General features: G+C 54.1%; 15 protein-coding genes. 9 read left to right on the top strand and 6 right to left on the bottom strand.

The genetic code is table 11. From position 1 onward, the window contains the following. The first annotated feature begins 137 nt into the window (after window positions 1-137). On the top strand, window positions 138-416 hold the full coding sequence (locus tag Q8W22_RS14205; protein ID WP_305414069.1) for an Lrp/AsnC family transcriptional regulator: 279 nt from the start codon (window positions 138-140) through the stop codon (window positions 414-416). Between the two features lie 187 nt (window positions 417-603). Here Q8W22_RS14205 and Q8W22_RS14200 read toward each other — a convergent pair whose 3' ends face one another. From Q8W22_RS14200 to yaaA, 4 genes are all read right to left on the bottom strand, one after another. Further along, window positions 604-822 carry a Nif11-like leader peptide family natural product precursor gene (locus Q8W22_RS14200; RefSeq protein WP_303432340.1) on the bottom strand — a complete coding sequence of 73 codons (219 nt, stop codon included), beginning with the start codon at window positions 820-822 and terminating at the stop codon, window positions 604-606. A gap of 228 nt (window positions 823-1,050) precedes the next feature. Next, window positions 1,051-2,154: a porin gene (locus Q8W22_RS14195; RefSeq protein WP_305414066.1), complete on the bottom strand. Its 1,104-nt coding sequence runs from the start codon at window positions 2,152-2,154 to the stop codon at window positions 1,051-1,053. Window positions 2,155-2,557: 403 nt separating this feature from the next. Next, window positions 2,558-3,145, bottom strand: a complete 588-nt coding sequence (locus Q8W22_RS14190) for a YajG family lipoprotein (RefSeq protein WP_303432336.1) — start codon at window positions 3,143-3,145, stop codon at window positions 2,558-2,560. A 1-nt stretch (window position 3,146) separates the two neighbouring features. Beyond that, the gene (gene yaaA / locus Q8W22_RS14185) at window positions 3,147-3,935 is read right to left on the bottom strand and encodes a peroxide stress protein YaaA (RefSeq protein WP_305414062.1); all 789 of its coding nucleotides are present in this window, start codon (window positions 3,933-3,935) and stop codon (window positions 3,147-3,149) included. Between the two features lie 349 nt (window positions 3,936-4,284). On the opposite strand from yaaA, the gene purE reads away from it, so the two are divergent. The 4 genes from purE to Q8W22_RS14165 all read left to right on the top strand — a co-directional run bounded on the left by purE (window position 4,285) and on the right by Q8W22_RS14165 (window position 6,977). Then, the gene (gene purE, locus Q8W22_RS14180) at window positions 4,285-4,779 is read left to right on the top strand and encodes a 5-(carboxyamino)imidazole ribonucleotide mutase (RefSeq protein ID WP_305414060.1); all 495 of its coding nucleotides are present in this window, start codon (window positions 4,285-4,287) and stop codon (window positions 4,777-4,779) included. A gap of 116 nt (window positions 4,780-4,895) precedes the next feature. After that, the gene (locus Q8W22_RS14175; RefSeq protein WP_303432331.1) at window positions 4,896-5,966 is read left to right on the top strand and encodes a 5-(carboxyamino)imidazole ribonucleotide synthase; all 1,071 of its coding nucleotides are present in this window, start codon (window positions 4,896-4,898) and stop codon (window positions 5,964-5,966) included. A 13-nt stretch (window positions 5,967-5,979) separates the two neighbouring features. Next, window positions 5,980-6,534 carry a DUF2058 domain-containing protein gene (locus Q8W22_RS14170; RefSeq protein WP_303432329.1) on the top strand — a complete coding sequence of 185 codons (555 nt, stop codon included), beginning with the start codon at window positions 5,980-5,982 and terminating at the stop codon, window positions 6,532-6,534. Window positions 6,535-6,656: 122 nt separating this feature from the next. Next, window positions 6,657-6,977, top strand: a complete 321-nt coding sequence (locus Q8W22_RS14165; RefSeq protein WP_305452767.1) for a heavy metal-binding domain-containing protein — start codon at window positions 6,657-6,659, stop codon at window positions 6,975-6,977. A gap of 22 nt (window positions 6,978-6,999) precedes the next feature. Here the strand turns inward: Q8W22_RS14165 and Q8W22_RS14160 are convergent, their stop codons facing one another. Continuing rightward, complete coding sequence (locus Q8W22_RS14160; RefSeq protein WP_305452766.1) at window positions 7,000-7,764, bottom strand: sulfite exporter TauE/SafE family protein; 765 nt, start codon at window positions 7,762-7,764, stop codon at window positions 7,000-7,002. 70 nt (window positions 7,765-7,834) lie between these two features. On the opposite strand from Q8W22_RS14160, the gene Q8W22_RS14155 reads away from it, so the two are divergent. After that, entirely contained in the window at window positions 7,835-8,077 is a 243-nt protein-coding gene (locus Q8W22_RS14155) for a glutaredoxin domain-containing protein (RefSeq protein ID WP_303432325.1), read from the top strand. Here Q8W22_RS14155 and Q8W22_RS14150 read toward each other — a convergent pair. Further along, entirely contained in the window at window positions 8,052-8,696 is a 645-nt protein-coding gene (locus Q8W22_RS14150) for a riboflavin synthase subunit alpha (RefSeq protein WP_305452765.1), read from the bottom strand. The two genes, Q8W22_RS14155 and Q8W22_RS14150, sit on opposite strands and share 26 nt — an antisense overlap. Window positions 8,697-9,021: 325 nt before the next feature. On the opposite strand from Q8W22_RS14150, the gene Q8W22_RS14145 reads away from it, so the two are divergent. From Q8W22_RS14145 to Q8W22_RS14135, 3 genes are all read left to right on the top strand, one after another. Further along, window positions 9,022-10,182: a patatin-like phospholipase family protein gene (locus Q8W22_RS14145; RefSeq protein WP_303432321.1), complete on the top strand. Its 1,161-nt coding sequence runs from the start codon at window positions 9,022-9,024 to the stop codon at window positions 10,180-10,182. After that, a complete protein-coding gene (gene cobB, locus Q8W22_RS14140; RefSeq protein ID WP_305452763.1) occupies window positions 10,163-10,915 on the top strand; it encodes a Sir2 family NAD+-dependent deacetylase in 753 nt (250 codons plus the stop codon). Before Q8W22_RS14145 ends, cobB begins: the two co-directional genes overlap by 20 nt. Window positions 10,916-11,140: 225 nt before the next feature. Next, the gene (locus Q8W22_RS14135) at window positions 11,141-12,214 is read left to right on the top strand and encodes an efflux RND transporter periplasmic adaptor subunit (RefSeq protein WP_305414047.1); all 1,074 of its coding nucleotides are present in this window, start codon (window positions 11,141-11,143) and stop codon (window positions 12,212-12,214) included. The last annotated feature ends 1 nt before the right edge of the window (window position 12,215 follow it).

Below are 12,215 nucleotides of genomic sequence, written 5' to 3'. Positions count from 1 at the left end.
GATATCCACTGCGCTAACGGGATAAATGCCCTGCTGACAGCAGCTTACTATCAGGCCACAACAGGAATCATTTTCCATTTCAATGGTTTAAAGCAAATGCCAGACCAGTTGCAGCCATTTCATACCGAGGAATCACCATGACCACTGCTATCATTCTGATCAAATGCACCAGCATGAAAATCGAGGCTATCAGCCAGGCACTGCTTGAACTCACGCCAATACAACAAGTGTACTCCGTTGCCGGAAGCTACGACCTTGTCGCTATCGCTGAAGCTGGCAGCAACGAACAGATCGCTCAACTTGTCACCGCTAACATCCATAAGCTCCATGGCATACAGGACACCGACACCATGTTCGCCTTCGCGTCACACTCCCAAAAAGACATGGAATCCATGTTTGATATGGGAAACGACTGATTCGTGGGATGAATCATTACGGATTGGAATAATTACGGACAGCCACAGAAGGCATCCCCACGCCGTCAATTTCAGACTCAGGGCAATGGCCAATGGATGGGCGGAGAGAAAACAAAAAGCCCTGTATTTCAATGCTATTCACAAGAAATACAGGGCTTTCTGAGGTTTGCTATTCGATGTTCTGAATCTAGACTCTGAGCAACGCTTTTACCAACCGTTCCGACAGCTGGTCTTCGGTGAACTGTGGCTCATTGGGTGGATAAAGGGAATCTTCTACCAGCTCAAACCCGTTATCACGAGCCAGTGCAAACAGCTCTTTCATTTTCAGGCACGCTTTTAACTGCGCACCCAGCTCTGCATCTTCACGCGCTTTTTCCGCAAAGGCCTTGATCACAGCAACAGACATTGATTTTCTTCCTATTTAATTTGATTGACTGACAATCCCTAATCGCAAATATCGAACCAGCTCGCGTACCAGCCTGACAAACAATATAAATATCTTTAAAAATCAAAAACTTAACAATAAAAATAAAATCAAGGACAGGGCCTTGCCTCTGACGACCCGTACCTTAGCCACCATCGTTTGTGGCTTTTACGACAGCGTTACGACAAAAGCCCCACATGGCCCACAAGCTCAGAACTTCAGTACCACACCGGCAGAAACGGCCTGAGGCGTATTACCTGCCGTTGTTTTCAGCTCATCGTTCATGCCGCCGTCAACACCTTGGTAGCTGGCATTGGCATCGTTCGCTGTCCGGGTATAAAGCGCATAGGTTTTCAGTACCTTGGACCAGGAGCGTTCAACAGCCAACGACGTCATTGTTGCACCGCTCGCACTGTATCCTTTGGCGCTTTCGGCGACCAGCACACTGCCGATCCATTTGAAATCACCGTCTTGTAATGCCAGTTGACCACCCCAGGCCTTGCGATTCAGATCATCGGATTGCCTGAGATTTTCAGCCAGTAGCAGAGCTGTCCAGTGACCATCCTGATAACGGGAGGCCACACGGGTAACATGCAGATTGGCGCTGGTGCCATTTTTCCAGTAATCATGCGCGACCGCGGTAACAAAATTGCCCTGCTTCCAGGTGGCGCCAAGTGCTGCAAAACCCGCATCATTATCGTCTACGGTGCCTTTGCTGGAGGTTGCTTCGGTGGAATACTGTGCCGATATAGCCAGCTGATGACCGCTCTGTTCCAGGTAATAAGTCGCCAGTAACATATTGGCAACCCGCTTGTCGGCCTTGTTGCCTGATGTTGCACCAGCGCCCATGATGGCACGACGGTCAGCTGCAGTATCTCCCAGCATTGCCATCGCGGAGACCGACTTGGCCAGCGTATCGTGATAACCGGCTTTGATTTCCCAGCGAGTGTACCCTTCTTGCTGCTCTTTTAACCCCAGGTAAGAGTTGCGAGTGGCGAAGGTGTCGCCGTCGTAACCATCCAGGTTGATTGTTTGTTCCAGCTGGTAAAACGCCACCAGATTATCCACACCCGTGGCTATCTCGCCCTTGAAACCAAGGCGCGATGAATTGGAAGACAGGCTGACATCACCATCCGACAGGCCGCTGTCGTTGTCGACCTCATCGGCTTCAACACCGGAGTCCATATAATTCAGTGCCATATGAATCTTGCCGTACACCTCGAGGGTGCTGTCAGACAGATCAATGGAATGCACATGGTTGGACATAACAAAAAAACAGGCCGCTATCGTTGTGACCTTGGAAAACAATTTCATAAAAAGAAGGTTCCAGATTGACTCAAATAGCCGTAATGGATTGGGTTATGCAGAGAAACCGGGCCTCAGCCTGTCCAGAATATTCCGTACTGGTATGACAGTTCACGGCCATACGGTCCGGCCCTTTAGCCATGACGGTGTATTTCTCAGGGCGGCATTGTCATCCAAATGACATCAATATGAAATATTACTGAAACCAAATTGTCATAAAAATTCCGGTTGGCAGGTCATTGACCAATCACCTGTCCATACTGGCAATCAATCATGACGGTCTGAGTAAGCAAGGGGCGGAGCAAAAAACACCCTGGGTTATTTCACCCGTGACTGGCCAGTCCGTTGCGGGCTGGCCTGTGTGTCTCTGCGTCCATACGATGGAAGGGGGTCAGAAAATCGGCTGGCGGCGTTATCGGGTCACCCCCAGAGCAGCCAGCAGTTCCTGATCGGAGAAGATATGTGCCCAGATTTTATCGAGGGCTTCGTTGACCCATTCTTCGTTATAACTGGCAACCGGTGAGGCCACCACTGAACGGCTCTCGCTCAACTGATACGGCTTGCTGAAATGACTAGGGCCATCCAGCACGCTGACGGTCAATTTCAGTTCAAAGGCGCATTTCGATACCACCACGCCTTCATTACAGGAATATTCAAAGGTGTTGATATCCAATTGTAATTTCAGCGGCTCCACCGTACTGTTGCCACCAAAACCCAACTCGGCCAGGGTGTTTTTCAGTCGTTTGGTCAGGGTGGTATACAGTGGCACCTCGGCAACCAGAGGCGAGTTTTCCGGCAGGCGACCACCACGGTATCCAATCAGGTCATCATCCACACCCCGATCATCCAGCACCCGCACCAGCGCATTACGTTCGCTACTGAGTTGGCCTGTACCAACATCGGCTTGCTCGTTCAGTTCGATCACTTGGGGCGACAGAACACAGCCTGTCAATCCTGCCAGCAATGCAGCAACACCTACGACTCTTGTCAATCCAAACATGTTATTTCTCCGGCAGGTCGGCTTCGCGACGGTTAAAAACCCAGGTATTGCCCTGAGAGTCTTGCGTACTATAACGGTATCCGGCCAGATCAAACGCTTTCAGTTCCTCGGCCTTGTCGATGCGCTGGTCAATCAGGTAGCGCGCCATTAATCCGCGCGCTTTTTTGGCGTAAAAACTGATGATTTTAAACTGGCCATTTTTTTCATCCTTAAACACCGGGGTAATCAACTCGGCATTGAGTTGCTTGCTCTGCACCGACTTGAAATATTCATTGGATGCCAGGTTCACCACGGTCTGGCTGTTATGTTCGGCCAGCTCTTGATTAAGGGCAGCGGTGATTCGGTTACCCCAGAATTCGTAGAGGTTCTTGCCGCGGCCATTGTTCAGCCGGGTACCCATTTCAAGCCGATAAGGGGCCATCAGATCGAGTGGTTTCAGCAAGCCGTACAAACCACTCAGCATACGTAAATGCTGCTGGGCAAAATCGAGATCATCCGGCGACAGCGTCTCGGCGGCCAGCCCGGTGTAGACGTCACCCTTAAACGCCAACAGGGCCTGTTTGGCATTGGCGCTGGTCAGCGGTAACGTCCAGTTGGAGTAGCGTTCTACATTCAGCTCTGCCAGCTTGCTGCTCAACCCCATCAAACCGCTGATCTCATCGGCAGAATACATCCGCAAGACATCGATCAACTCGGCCGAATCTTCCAGAAAACCCGGCTGGCTGCTGCGGGAAGTAGTGGCCGGTGTTTCATAATCGAGCGTTTTGGCAGGTGATAATAACGTCAGCATGGTGCAGGGATATCCATCCAGGTAAGCAGAATATTCGATAATACCGGCGCTGTCGTTGCAACCCAAGTATTGCTCAATAAGGTGGCAACTATTGATTCATATTAGCCCCGACTGTTCACTTTTCCACCTTATGCTACAATCCGCCGCTTTCCTGAACATCGGCCACGCCAGACACTGTTGTCCAAGCCGTTATCCACCCCTCCCAATCCGTTTGTCCCGGTTGTTTTATCGGGCCATGCTGATGGTTGTGATAACGACGCTGATACCGGCAGCGCCTGGCAGACGTTAACCGGAACCAATGCACTCTCGCAGCGGCTCCACACGGCAAGAAAGCAAGAGGGTTTACCCAATGACAGTACAGGTTGGCATTATCATGGGCTCCAAGAGCGATTGGCCCACCATGCAACACGCCGCCGAGATGCTCGATTCTCTGGGCGTTGCCTACGAAGTAAAAGTCGTCTCTGCGCACCGGACCCCGGATTTGCTGTTCGACTACGCCAAAACCGCCCAGCCACGGGGCCTCAAGGTGCTGATTGCCGGTGCCGGCGGGGCCGCGCATCTGCCTGGAATGGCAGCTTCCCAAACCTCGCTGCCCGTCCTCGGCGTACCAGTGAAATCGCGGGCGCTGAATGGCCTCGATTCCCTGCTGTCGATTGTGCAAATGCCCGGCGGAGTGGCCGTTGGCACCTTGGCCATTGGTGATGCCGGCGCTAAGAATGCCGGCCTGCTGGCCGCCCAGATTCTGGCCACCAGCGATGCCGACCTGCTCAAGCGGGTAGATGACTTCCGGGCCAAACAAACAGAAACGATTCTCGCCGAGCCAGACCCACGAGACGCATTCTGACCGAACCGGTACACTCTCGGGTGCTCCGGTTGTAGATTGTGTAAAAGCGGCCGCCCAATGGCCGTTTTTGCTATTTGAAAGCAGGCTATATTCGCCAGATCAAGGTAGTAAAACTTATGAACATCGGCATTCTTGGCAACGGCCAGTTAGGCCAGATGCTGGCCGCCAGCATCACCGACCTGACCGATATCCAGGTCAGTCTCTACGACTTGCGCGCCCACTCCGACGAGTCACTACAGGCATTTATTGCCTCCGTTGATATTCTCTCTTACGAGACCGAGAACATCCCCGCTGCCATCGTCAGCCAGCTCGCCAGCTGCGCCGACAAGCTGTTCCCCAGCCTGGAAGCATTAACCATCTTTCAGAATCGTTTGCTGGAAAAGAACGCCTTGCGGGCTGCCGGGATCGCCACGGCCGAATTTGCCGCAGTGAACTCCCTCGATGACCTGCAAGCCGCCATCGTCACACTCGGCTTGCCCATCGTATTAAAAACCACCACCGAAGGTTACGACGGCAAAGGCCAGTATGTGCTCCGCAGCGCCGCGGATGCCGAACCGGCCTGGGCGGCCATTGGCAACCGCGAACTGATCGCCGAAGCCTTTGTGCCTTTCTCCCGAGAAACCTCGGTGATCGCCAGCCGCGACCGGGATGGCAATATGGTGATCTGGCCAATGACGGAAAACGTCCATCACGAAGGTATCTTGCGCTATTCGCTCTACCCCGCGGCTGGCCTCAGTGAAGCCAAGGCGGAGCAGGCTCGCCACTATATTCGCCAGCTGGCCGATAGTCTGGACTATGTTGGTACCCTGACGCTGGAGCTGTTTGAAACCGACACCGGTCTGGTCGCCAACGAAGTGGCTCCCCGGGTCCATAACTCCGGTCACTGGTCAATTGAAGGGGCCGACACCAGCCAGTTCCGTAACCACATGCTGGCATTGGCAGGCAAACCACTGGGAAGCACCCAATCCCGTTACCCTGCCGTTGCCATGCTTAACGTGATCAGTGACGAGACCCCGACCGCCGCCGCCAGCGGAATGGCACATGTTTTTGTTCACTCCTATGGCAAAGAAGCCCGCCCGGCTCGTAAACTCGGACACGTCACCGTCGTTGCCAACAGTACCCATGAGCGCGACACCACCATCACCCAACTGGCCGGGTTGCTCCCCGCCGGTGTATGGCAGCAATAACAGGGAGTTTGTCATGGCCAAGTCACTGCAAGAACAAATGCTGGAAATGGGTCTGGTTAACCAGAAAAAAGCCAAGAAAAACGCCAAGGAACTGAAAAAATCAGCGCACTTGAAACGTACCGGCAGCGAGGATGCCCCGGAAGATACCCAGGCTGCTGCCGAAGCCGCACGCAAGGCCAAAGCCGCCCACGACCGCGAATTGAATCGCCAGAAAGAAGCGGAGGCGCAGCAAAAAGCCATTGCCGCCCAGATTCGCCAATTGATCCAGACCAATACGGTCGAGTGTGATGGCGACATCAAATACAACTTTTTGCATGATAAAAAAGTCAAACAGATGTACGTCAACCAGGCGGTCTGGGATCGTCTCAGTCGTGGCCAGCTGGCCATTATCCTGTTTGAAAAAACCCGCCAGGGGCCAACGTATCGGGTAATTCCCCTGCAGGTGGCTGAGAAAATCCGCCAGCGAGCTCCTGACCACTACATGCTGATTGCCGAATCCCAGGGCGATGACATGGATGAAGACGATCCATACGCCGCCTACCAGATTCCTGACGATCTGATGTGGTAACTGCCTGATACACGCCCGATACACGCCCGATAGCAATAGCCGGTGGTCACCCAGGCCACCGGTTTGCAAACTGCCGGAGACCAACACTGCCGGTTTTTGAAACACTGTCCAGGAATCTGCTGATGTACGTCACTACTACACCGAATATCGAAGGTAAACGCATCACCGCCTATCGCGGCATTGTCGCCGGTGAAACCGTGCTCGGAGCCAATCTGTTCAAGGACCTGTTTGCCAGTGTTCGCGACATTGTGGGTGGCCGCTCTGCGACCTACGAGAAAGAATTGCAAAAAGCCCGCGATATCGCACTGCAAGAACTGCAACAACGCGCGGCCGAACTGGGAGCCAATGCCGTTGTCGGCATCGATATCGATTACGAAGTCATGGGTAAAACCAGTGGCATGATGATGGTGTCCGCCAGTGGCACCACAGTCATCGTGGAGTAGCCGGAGCCTGGGTCAATCTAGGTCAAAGCCAATCTCCCAGCAACAACTTGATCGCCACCACCAGCGTTACCAGCTCATACAAACGCTTGATGGTGCGATTACCGGCCTTGATCGACGAGTTTGCCCCGAGATAACCGCCAATCACGGATCCCAGTAACAGCGTGGGAATCCAGCTCCACTGTACCTCTGCCACCGATCCCATGGTCAGCGCTCCGGCACCGTTCCACCCCAGCCCGACAGCAACCAGTGTATGAGCTACCGCCAGCTTGTATTCCAGCCCGAACCAATACACCAGCCACAGCGTCACAAACAGGCCACTGCCTGCCGACAAGGCACCGTTCATAATGCCAATCACCAATAACCCTGCTGCTCCCAGCACCATACCGGGCATATTGCGATGCCGGGATGCCGCTGCCAGGCCCAGCTGTGGCTTGAACATCGAATAGATCGACAGCGCCAGCATCAATACCCCCAGGGCAATTTCCGCCGGGCGATCGGCAATCCCGAGAATAAACAGCGCACCGCCCACCACCCCTGGCACTCCGGCCAGTACAATCAACGCCAGCAGCCAGGGCTGCAAATGGCCTTCCCTGAGATGCCGCCCTGTTGCGCCCACTCCCAAAGCCACCGTCGCCACCTTGTGTGTTGCCAGCGCCAACGGAAATGGCAGGCCGAGAAAAATCAGCATCGGCAGCTGAATCAGGCCAGCACCACCGCCAGCCAGCGCCGAAAACCAATTGGCGACAATCGCCAGTACCAGCAAAATAACGTATTCAATATAATCCATGGGTTATACACTGTCAGAGAGTAATGCAGCAGCCCATCGGCCGCTGCCTTGAACAGACCAGAGGAATGTTATGACCTACGCGCTTTACTACTACGATATGTGCCCGTTTTGCCAAATGGTGCTCCGCACGCTGCCAGGCTTGAAGGTCGATGTTGAGAAACGCAATGTGCAGAAAAATCCAGCCTTCCGGAAACAGCAGCAACAAGCCACTGGCCGCACTACCGTGCCTTGTCTGCTGATTACCGATGACCAGGGCAAGGAAGAGTGGATGTTTGAATCTGCCGATATTATTCGTTATCTGAAGTCGCTTTAAGCTGCTCCAGCACCACAGGGTCTGCCAGCATCCGGGTGACGGTATCCACCACCGCCTGGGTGTGCGGGTCCACTTCCAGGTTCACCGCATCCCCAACAGCTGCCTTGCCAAAGGTGGTGACATCCCGGGTTTCAGGGATCAGGTGCACCGAGAAACGATCCGCCTCGACCTCTGCAATCGTCAGGCTGCAACCATTAAGTGCCACATATCCCTTGTCGAGCAGGTAAGGTAGCAGCGTTGCCGGGCGTTCAAACCAGAGCACCAGGTTATTGGCCGATTCGATACGTTGCAGAATACGCACCTGGGCCATGACATGGCCGGACAGCAGATGGCCGCCAATCTCATCACCAATACGGGCAGCACGCTCAATATTCACCTCGTCACCCACCGAGAGGGCCCCCAGGTTCGTCACAGCTAACGTCTGTCCAATCGCATCAAAGCTGACAGCCGCTCCTTCGATCGACCGCACCGTCAGGCAGGTGCCATTCAAAGCCACTGATGCACCGGTTTGCAACCCTTGCTGCAGCGCCTCAGGAAACATCAGCGTCAGGGTAGCAAAGTCTTGTTTGCTTTCAATCTGGCTCACCGCCAGCCGGGTTTGAACGATTCCAGTAAACACAGTTTTCTCCTCATCTATTCTTGCCAGCATTATGCACTATACCGCGCCAAGGCAGTGACAGCGGCCTGCGGCTCCTGCTTGAGACAGGTCATTCCAGTGACCATATCTGATTAAAATGCCAACCTCTTACAGCTGTCAGATAGCAACAGGGTGATATAATAATATCCTTGTCATGCGCTTGTGACAGGGTCTGCCACTCGCTACCTAGCGTGATGGGGAGATCTATTTAATCCTGCACCGCACTGGACGGCGGCAACCCGCTCCCTTCGAAGGCTGCCGGATTAAATAGATCTCCCCTGATGCCTGCACAGAGGAAAATGTCATTATGAAAGGACAAAGGACAGGGTTGATATTGTCCGGCGGGGGAGCTCGTGCGGCGTATCAAGTGGGGGTTCTCAAAGCCATACACGAAATCCTGCCACGGGGTCACTACAATCCGTTTGATATTATTTCCGGCACCTCCGCTGGTGCTATTAATGGCATTGCCCTGGCCAGCTATGCAGAAGATTACCGTCGTGGTATCCGTCACCTGGAACGTATCTGGCGGCATTTTTCCTGCGACCAGATTTATCGCACCGATTTCCGGGGCATGTCTCACTCACTGGCACGCATGGGCCGCAGCCTGATCATTGGCCGGGGTTATAAAAACGATCCGGTATCGTTACTCGACAACACCCCCTTGCGCCAGCTGCTGAGCGAAGTCGTCAACTTCGCCGACATCCAGCAAGCCATCAAGGATCAATACTTGTATGCCGTCGCCATCAACTGTTCAGGCATCGACAGCGGTGAGTCCACCAGCTTTTTTGAAGGTCATCCAGAGATCCAGGACTGGCAACGCCAACGCCGTGTGGGGGTGCGCACCCGACTGAGCTGCGATCATCTACTGGCCTCCTCGGCCATCCCGATGATCTTTCCGGCGGTGTTTCTGGGCGACCAGTATTATGCCGACGGCGCCGTCCGCCAACTGGCGCCCATCAGCCCGGCTCTGCACCTGGGTGCAGAAAAAGTAATGGTGATTGGTGTCAGTGCCATTGCCCACCGCAACAAACCGGATATCCCGGATGATACCTATCCCTCCCCGGCCAAAATAATGGGACATATGCTGAATGCCGCCTTCCTCGATAGCATGGAAAGCGATATCGAACGACTACGCCGTATTAACCAGACGCTCCAGCATATTCCCAGGGCAGTGCGCCTGTACGACGATATGGAGCTGCGGCCGGTGCAACTGCTCGAAATCAGCCCCAGTATCTCACTGGATATTCTGGCGGCGGAGCACGCCGACGAAATGCCCAGAGCCCTTCGAATGGTACTCCACAGCCGGGGAAACACTCGGCCAAATGGCTCCGGGATTCTCAGCTATTTGCTGTTTTCCGAGGGTTACTGCCGCCGTCTGATTCAGTTAGGATTTGATGACGCCATGACCAAACGCACCGATATTCGTGATTTTTTCAGGGACCACTTCGATGACAGCCCACTCGTCTGAACACACCACCACGCACCGGACTCACCCACACTTCTTGCCCCAGCGTATTGTTGTTTTGACCGGAGCTGGCATTTCTGCGGAATCTGGCGTGCGTACCTTTCGAGACAGCGACGGCCTGTGGGAAAACCACCGCATTGAAGATGTCGCCACACCGGAAGCCTTTGAGCGCGATGCCACACTGGTACAAAACTTTTATAACGCCCGCCGGGCCCAGCTGAACGACGTACACCCCAATCCGGCACATCGTGCTCTGGCGAGCTTTGAACAACAGTTTCCGGGTGACTTTTTACTGGTGACACAAAATGTTGATGACCTGCACGAACGGGCAGGCAGCCAGCATCTGTTGCATATGCACGGCGAGCTGAAAAGCGCCCGCTGCAGCCTCACCCACAACGTCTACCAGCAGCACACCGACATCACGCCTGACAGCCGCTGTCCTTGCTGTAATACGCCCACCTTGCGGCCTCATATCGTCTGGTTTGGTGAAATGCCCCTGTTTATGGATGATATTGTCCAGGCACTGGAGCAATGCGATTTGTTTCTCAGCATCGGTACATCAGGCCATGTATATCCCGCTGCCGGTTTTGTTGAAATTGCCAGTCAGGCCGGTGCCCATACCGTCGAGATCAACCTGGAACCCAGCCGCATCAAGGATGATTTTGCAGAACACCGATATGGCAAGGCAGGTGATGTATTACCCGGTTATCTACAATCCCTGCTTAATGCGCAATAGCGCCATATCATCCAGGCCAACACCCGCCGCTGATCTGCTTCGGTTTTGTGTCACAGCGCGGTATGATTTACAGATTGTTAAATACTGTTCCCAGGGCGACCACATGCCCTGGGAACGCTAGATTCATAACAGGTCGTTTCCATTTTTATTGAAAGGTATGCAATGACAACTCCAGCCAATCGCTCACTCTCGTCATCAGGGGCTCGCCGATTCGCAGGCATCCTTTTGTGCCTCTCGTTGTTCAGCCTGTTAGCCGCCTGCTCCGAAGCGGACAACAGCCGTCACACGCCAGCGGAACCTACCGCTCGACCGGGCAAGATATATGAAGTTGTCAGCAGTCAAGATGCGCTGTTACGCCGTTTTCCTGGCAAGGTTGAAGCCTCCGAAGAAGTATCCCTCGCCTTTCGGGTACCCGGTGAATTACAGACTCTTCCTGCCTTGGCCGGCAAGCAGGTCAAGATGGGGGACATACTGGCACGACTCGATCCGACGGATTACCAGCTTCAGCTGGACGAGCGTCAGGCTCGCTTTGAGCTTGCCAGCTCACAATTCCAGCGGATCGAAAACCTGTTCCAGAAAAACCAGGTGTCCAAAGCGCAATACGACCAGGCAAGAGCCGATCTGGCCATCAGCAAGGCCGCGCTGGGCAGTGCTCGCAGCAATATGAACTATACGACGCTGAAAGCGCCTTTTAGTGGCGTGGTTGCTGAGGTTTATGTCGATAATCATCAATCCGTGGCCGCTGGTACGCCGTTACTGAAACTGCAGGCCCGCGGTCAGCTGGTGGTCAGCATCCAGGTACCAGAACAATTGATGATTCAGATCAGTCGCTCTGGCAGTAGCTACCAGCCAGACGTGGTGTTTGATGCATTGCCAGGAAAGCGCTTCAAAGCCACTTACAAGGAACATAATACCCAGGCCGACCCGGCCACCGGCAGTTACCGCTTGCTGGTCACCCTGCCCAAGCCCGCCGACCTCAACCCGCTGCCGGGGATGTCGGCCAGTGTCTACGCCGACCTCAACCAGATTCTTGCGGTAGATACCGGCAATGTGTTGATTCCTTCCTCTGCCATATTCCAGCAATCCAATCAGGCAGACGGCAGCAAGCAAGGCACTGTCTGGAAGCTGGATGAGCACAATACCCTGGTTGCCCAAGCGGTAGAAACCGGCCGTTTGACCCAAGCCGGACTGGAAATTGTCGCCGGTCTGCAAGCGGGTGACCGTATTCTCGCTGCAGGTGTTCATCAGGCCCAGGCCGGTATGACCATTCGGCCATGGGTGCAGGAACGAGGCCTCTGAT

Origin of the sequence: Oceanobacter sp. 1_MG-2023, assembly GCF_030689025.1 — a bacterium.
Classification (GTDB): Bacteria; Pseudomonadota; Gammaproteobacteria; order Pseudomonadales; family Oceanobacteraceae; genus Oceanobacter.
Note: the sequence above shows the minus strand (reverse complement) of the source record. Positions and strands in the feature narration are given on the sequence as shown.

Bases quoted from the DNA above. Each gene is read 5' to 3' on its own strand.
- Q8W22_RS14205 (WP_305414069.1), top strand. From the start codon at position 138: ATGACCACTGCTATCATTCTGATCAAATGCACCAGCATGAAAATCGAG.
- Q8W22_RS14200 (WP_303432340.1), bottom strand. From the start codon at position 822: ATGTCTGTTGCTGTGATCAAGGCCTTTGCGGAAAAAGCGCGTGAAGAT.
- Q8W22_RS14195 (WP_305414066.1), bottom strand. From the start codon at position 2,154: ATGAAATTGTTTTCCAAGGTCACAACGATAGCGGCCTGTTTTTTTGTT.
- Q8W22_RS14190 (WP_303432336.1), bottom strand. From the start codon at position 3,145: ATGTTTGGATTGACAAGAGTCGTAGGTGTTGCTGCATTGCTGGCAGGA.
- yaaA (WP_305414062.1), bottom strand. From the start codon at position 3,935: ATGCTGACGTTATTATCACCTGCCAAAACGCTCGATTATGAAACACCG.
- purE (WP_305414060.1), top strand. From the start codon at position 4,285: ATGACAGTACAGGTTGGCATTATCATGGGCTCCAAGAGCGATTGGCCC.
- Q8W22_RS14175 (WP_303432331.1), top strand. From the start codon at position 4,896: ATGAACATCGGCATTCTTGGCAACGGCCAGTTAGGCCAGATGCTGGCC.
- Q8W22_RS14170 (WP_303432329.1), top strand. From the start codon at position 5,980: ATGGCCAAGTCACTGCAAGAACAAATGCTGGAAATGGGTCTGGTTAAC.
- Q8W22_RS14165 (WP_305452767.1), top strand. From the start codon at position 6,657: ATGTACGTCACTACTACACCGAATATCGAAGGTAAACGCATCACCGCC.
- Q8W22_RS14160 (WP_305452766.1), bottom strand. From the start codon at position 7,764: ATGGATTATATTGAATACGTTATTTTGCTGGTACTGGCGATTGTCGCC.
- Q8W22_RS14155 (WP_303432325.1), top strand. From the start codon at position 7,835: ATGACCTACGCGCTTTACTACTACGATATGTGCCCGTTTTGCCAAATG.
- Q8W22_RS14145 (WP_303432321.1), top strand. From the start codon at position 9,022: ATGAAAGGACAAAGGACAGGGTTGATATTGTCCGGCGGGGGAGCTCGT.
- cobB (WP_305452763.1), top strand. From the start codon at position 10,163: ATGACAGCCCACTCGTCTGAACACACCACCACGCACCGGACTCACCCA.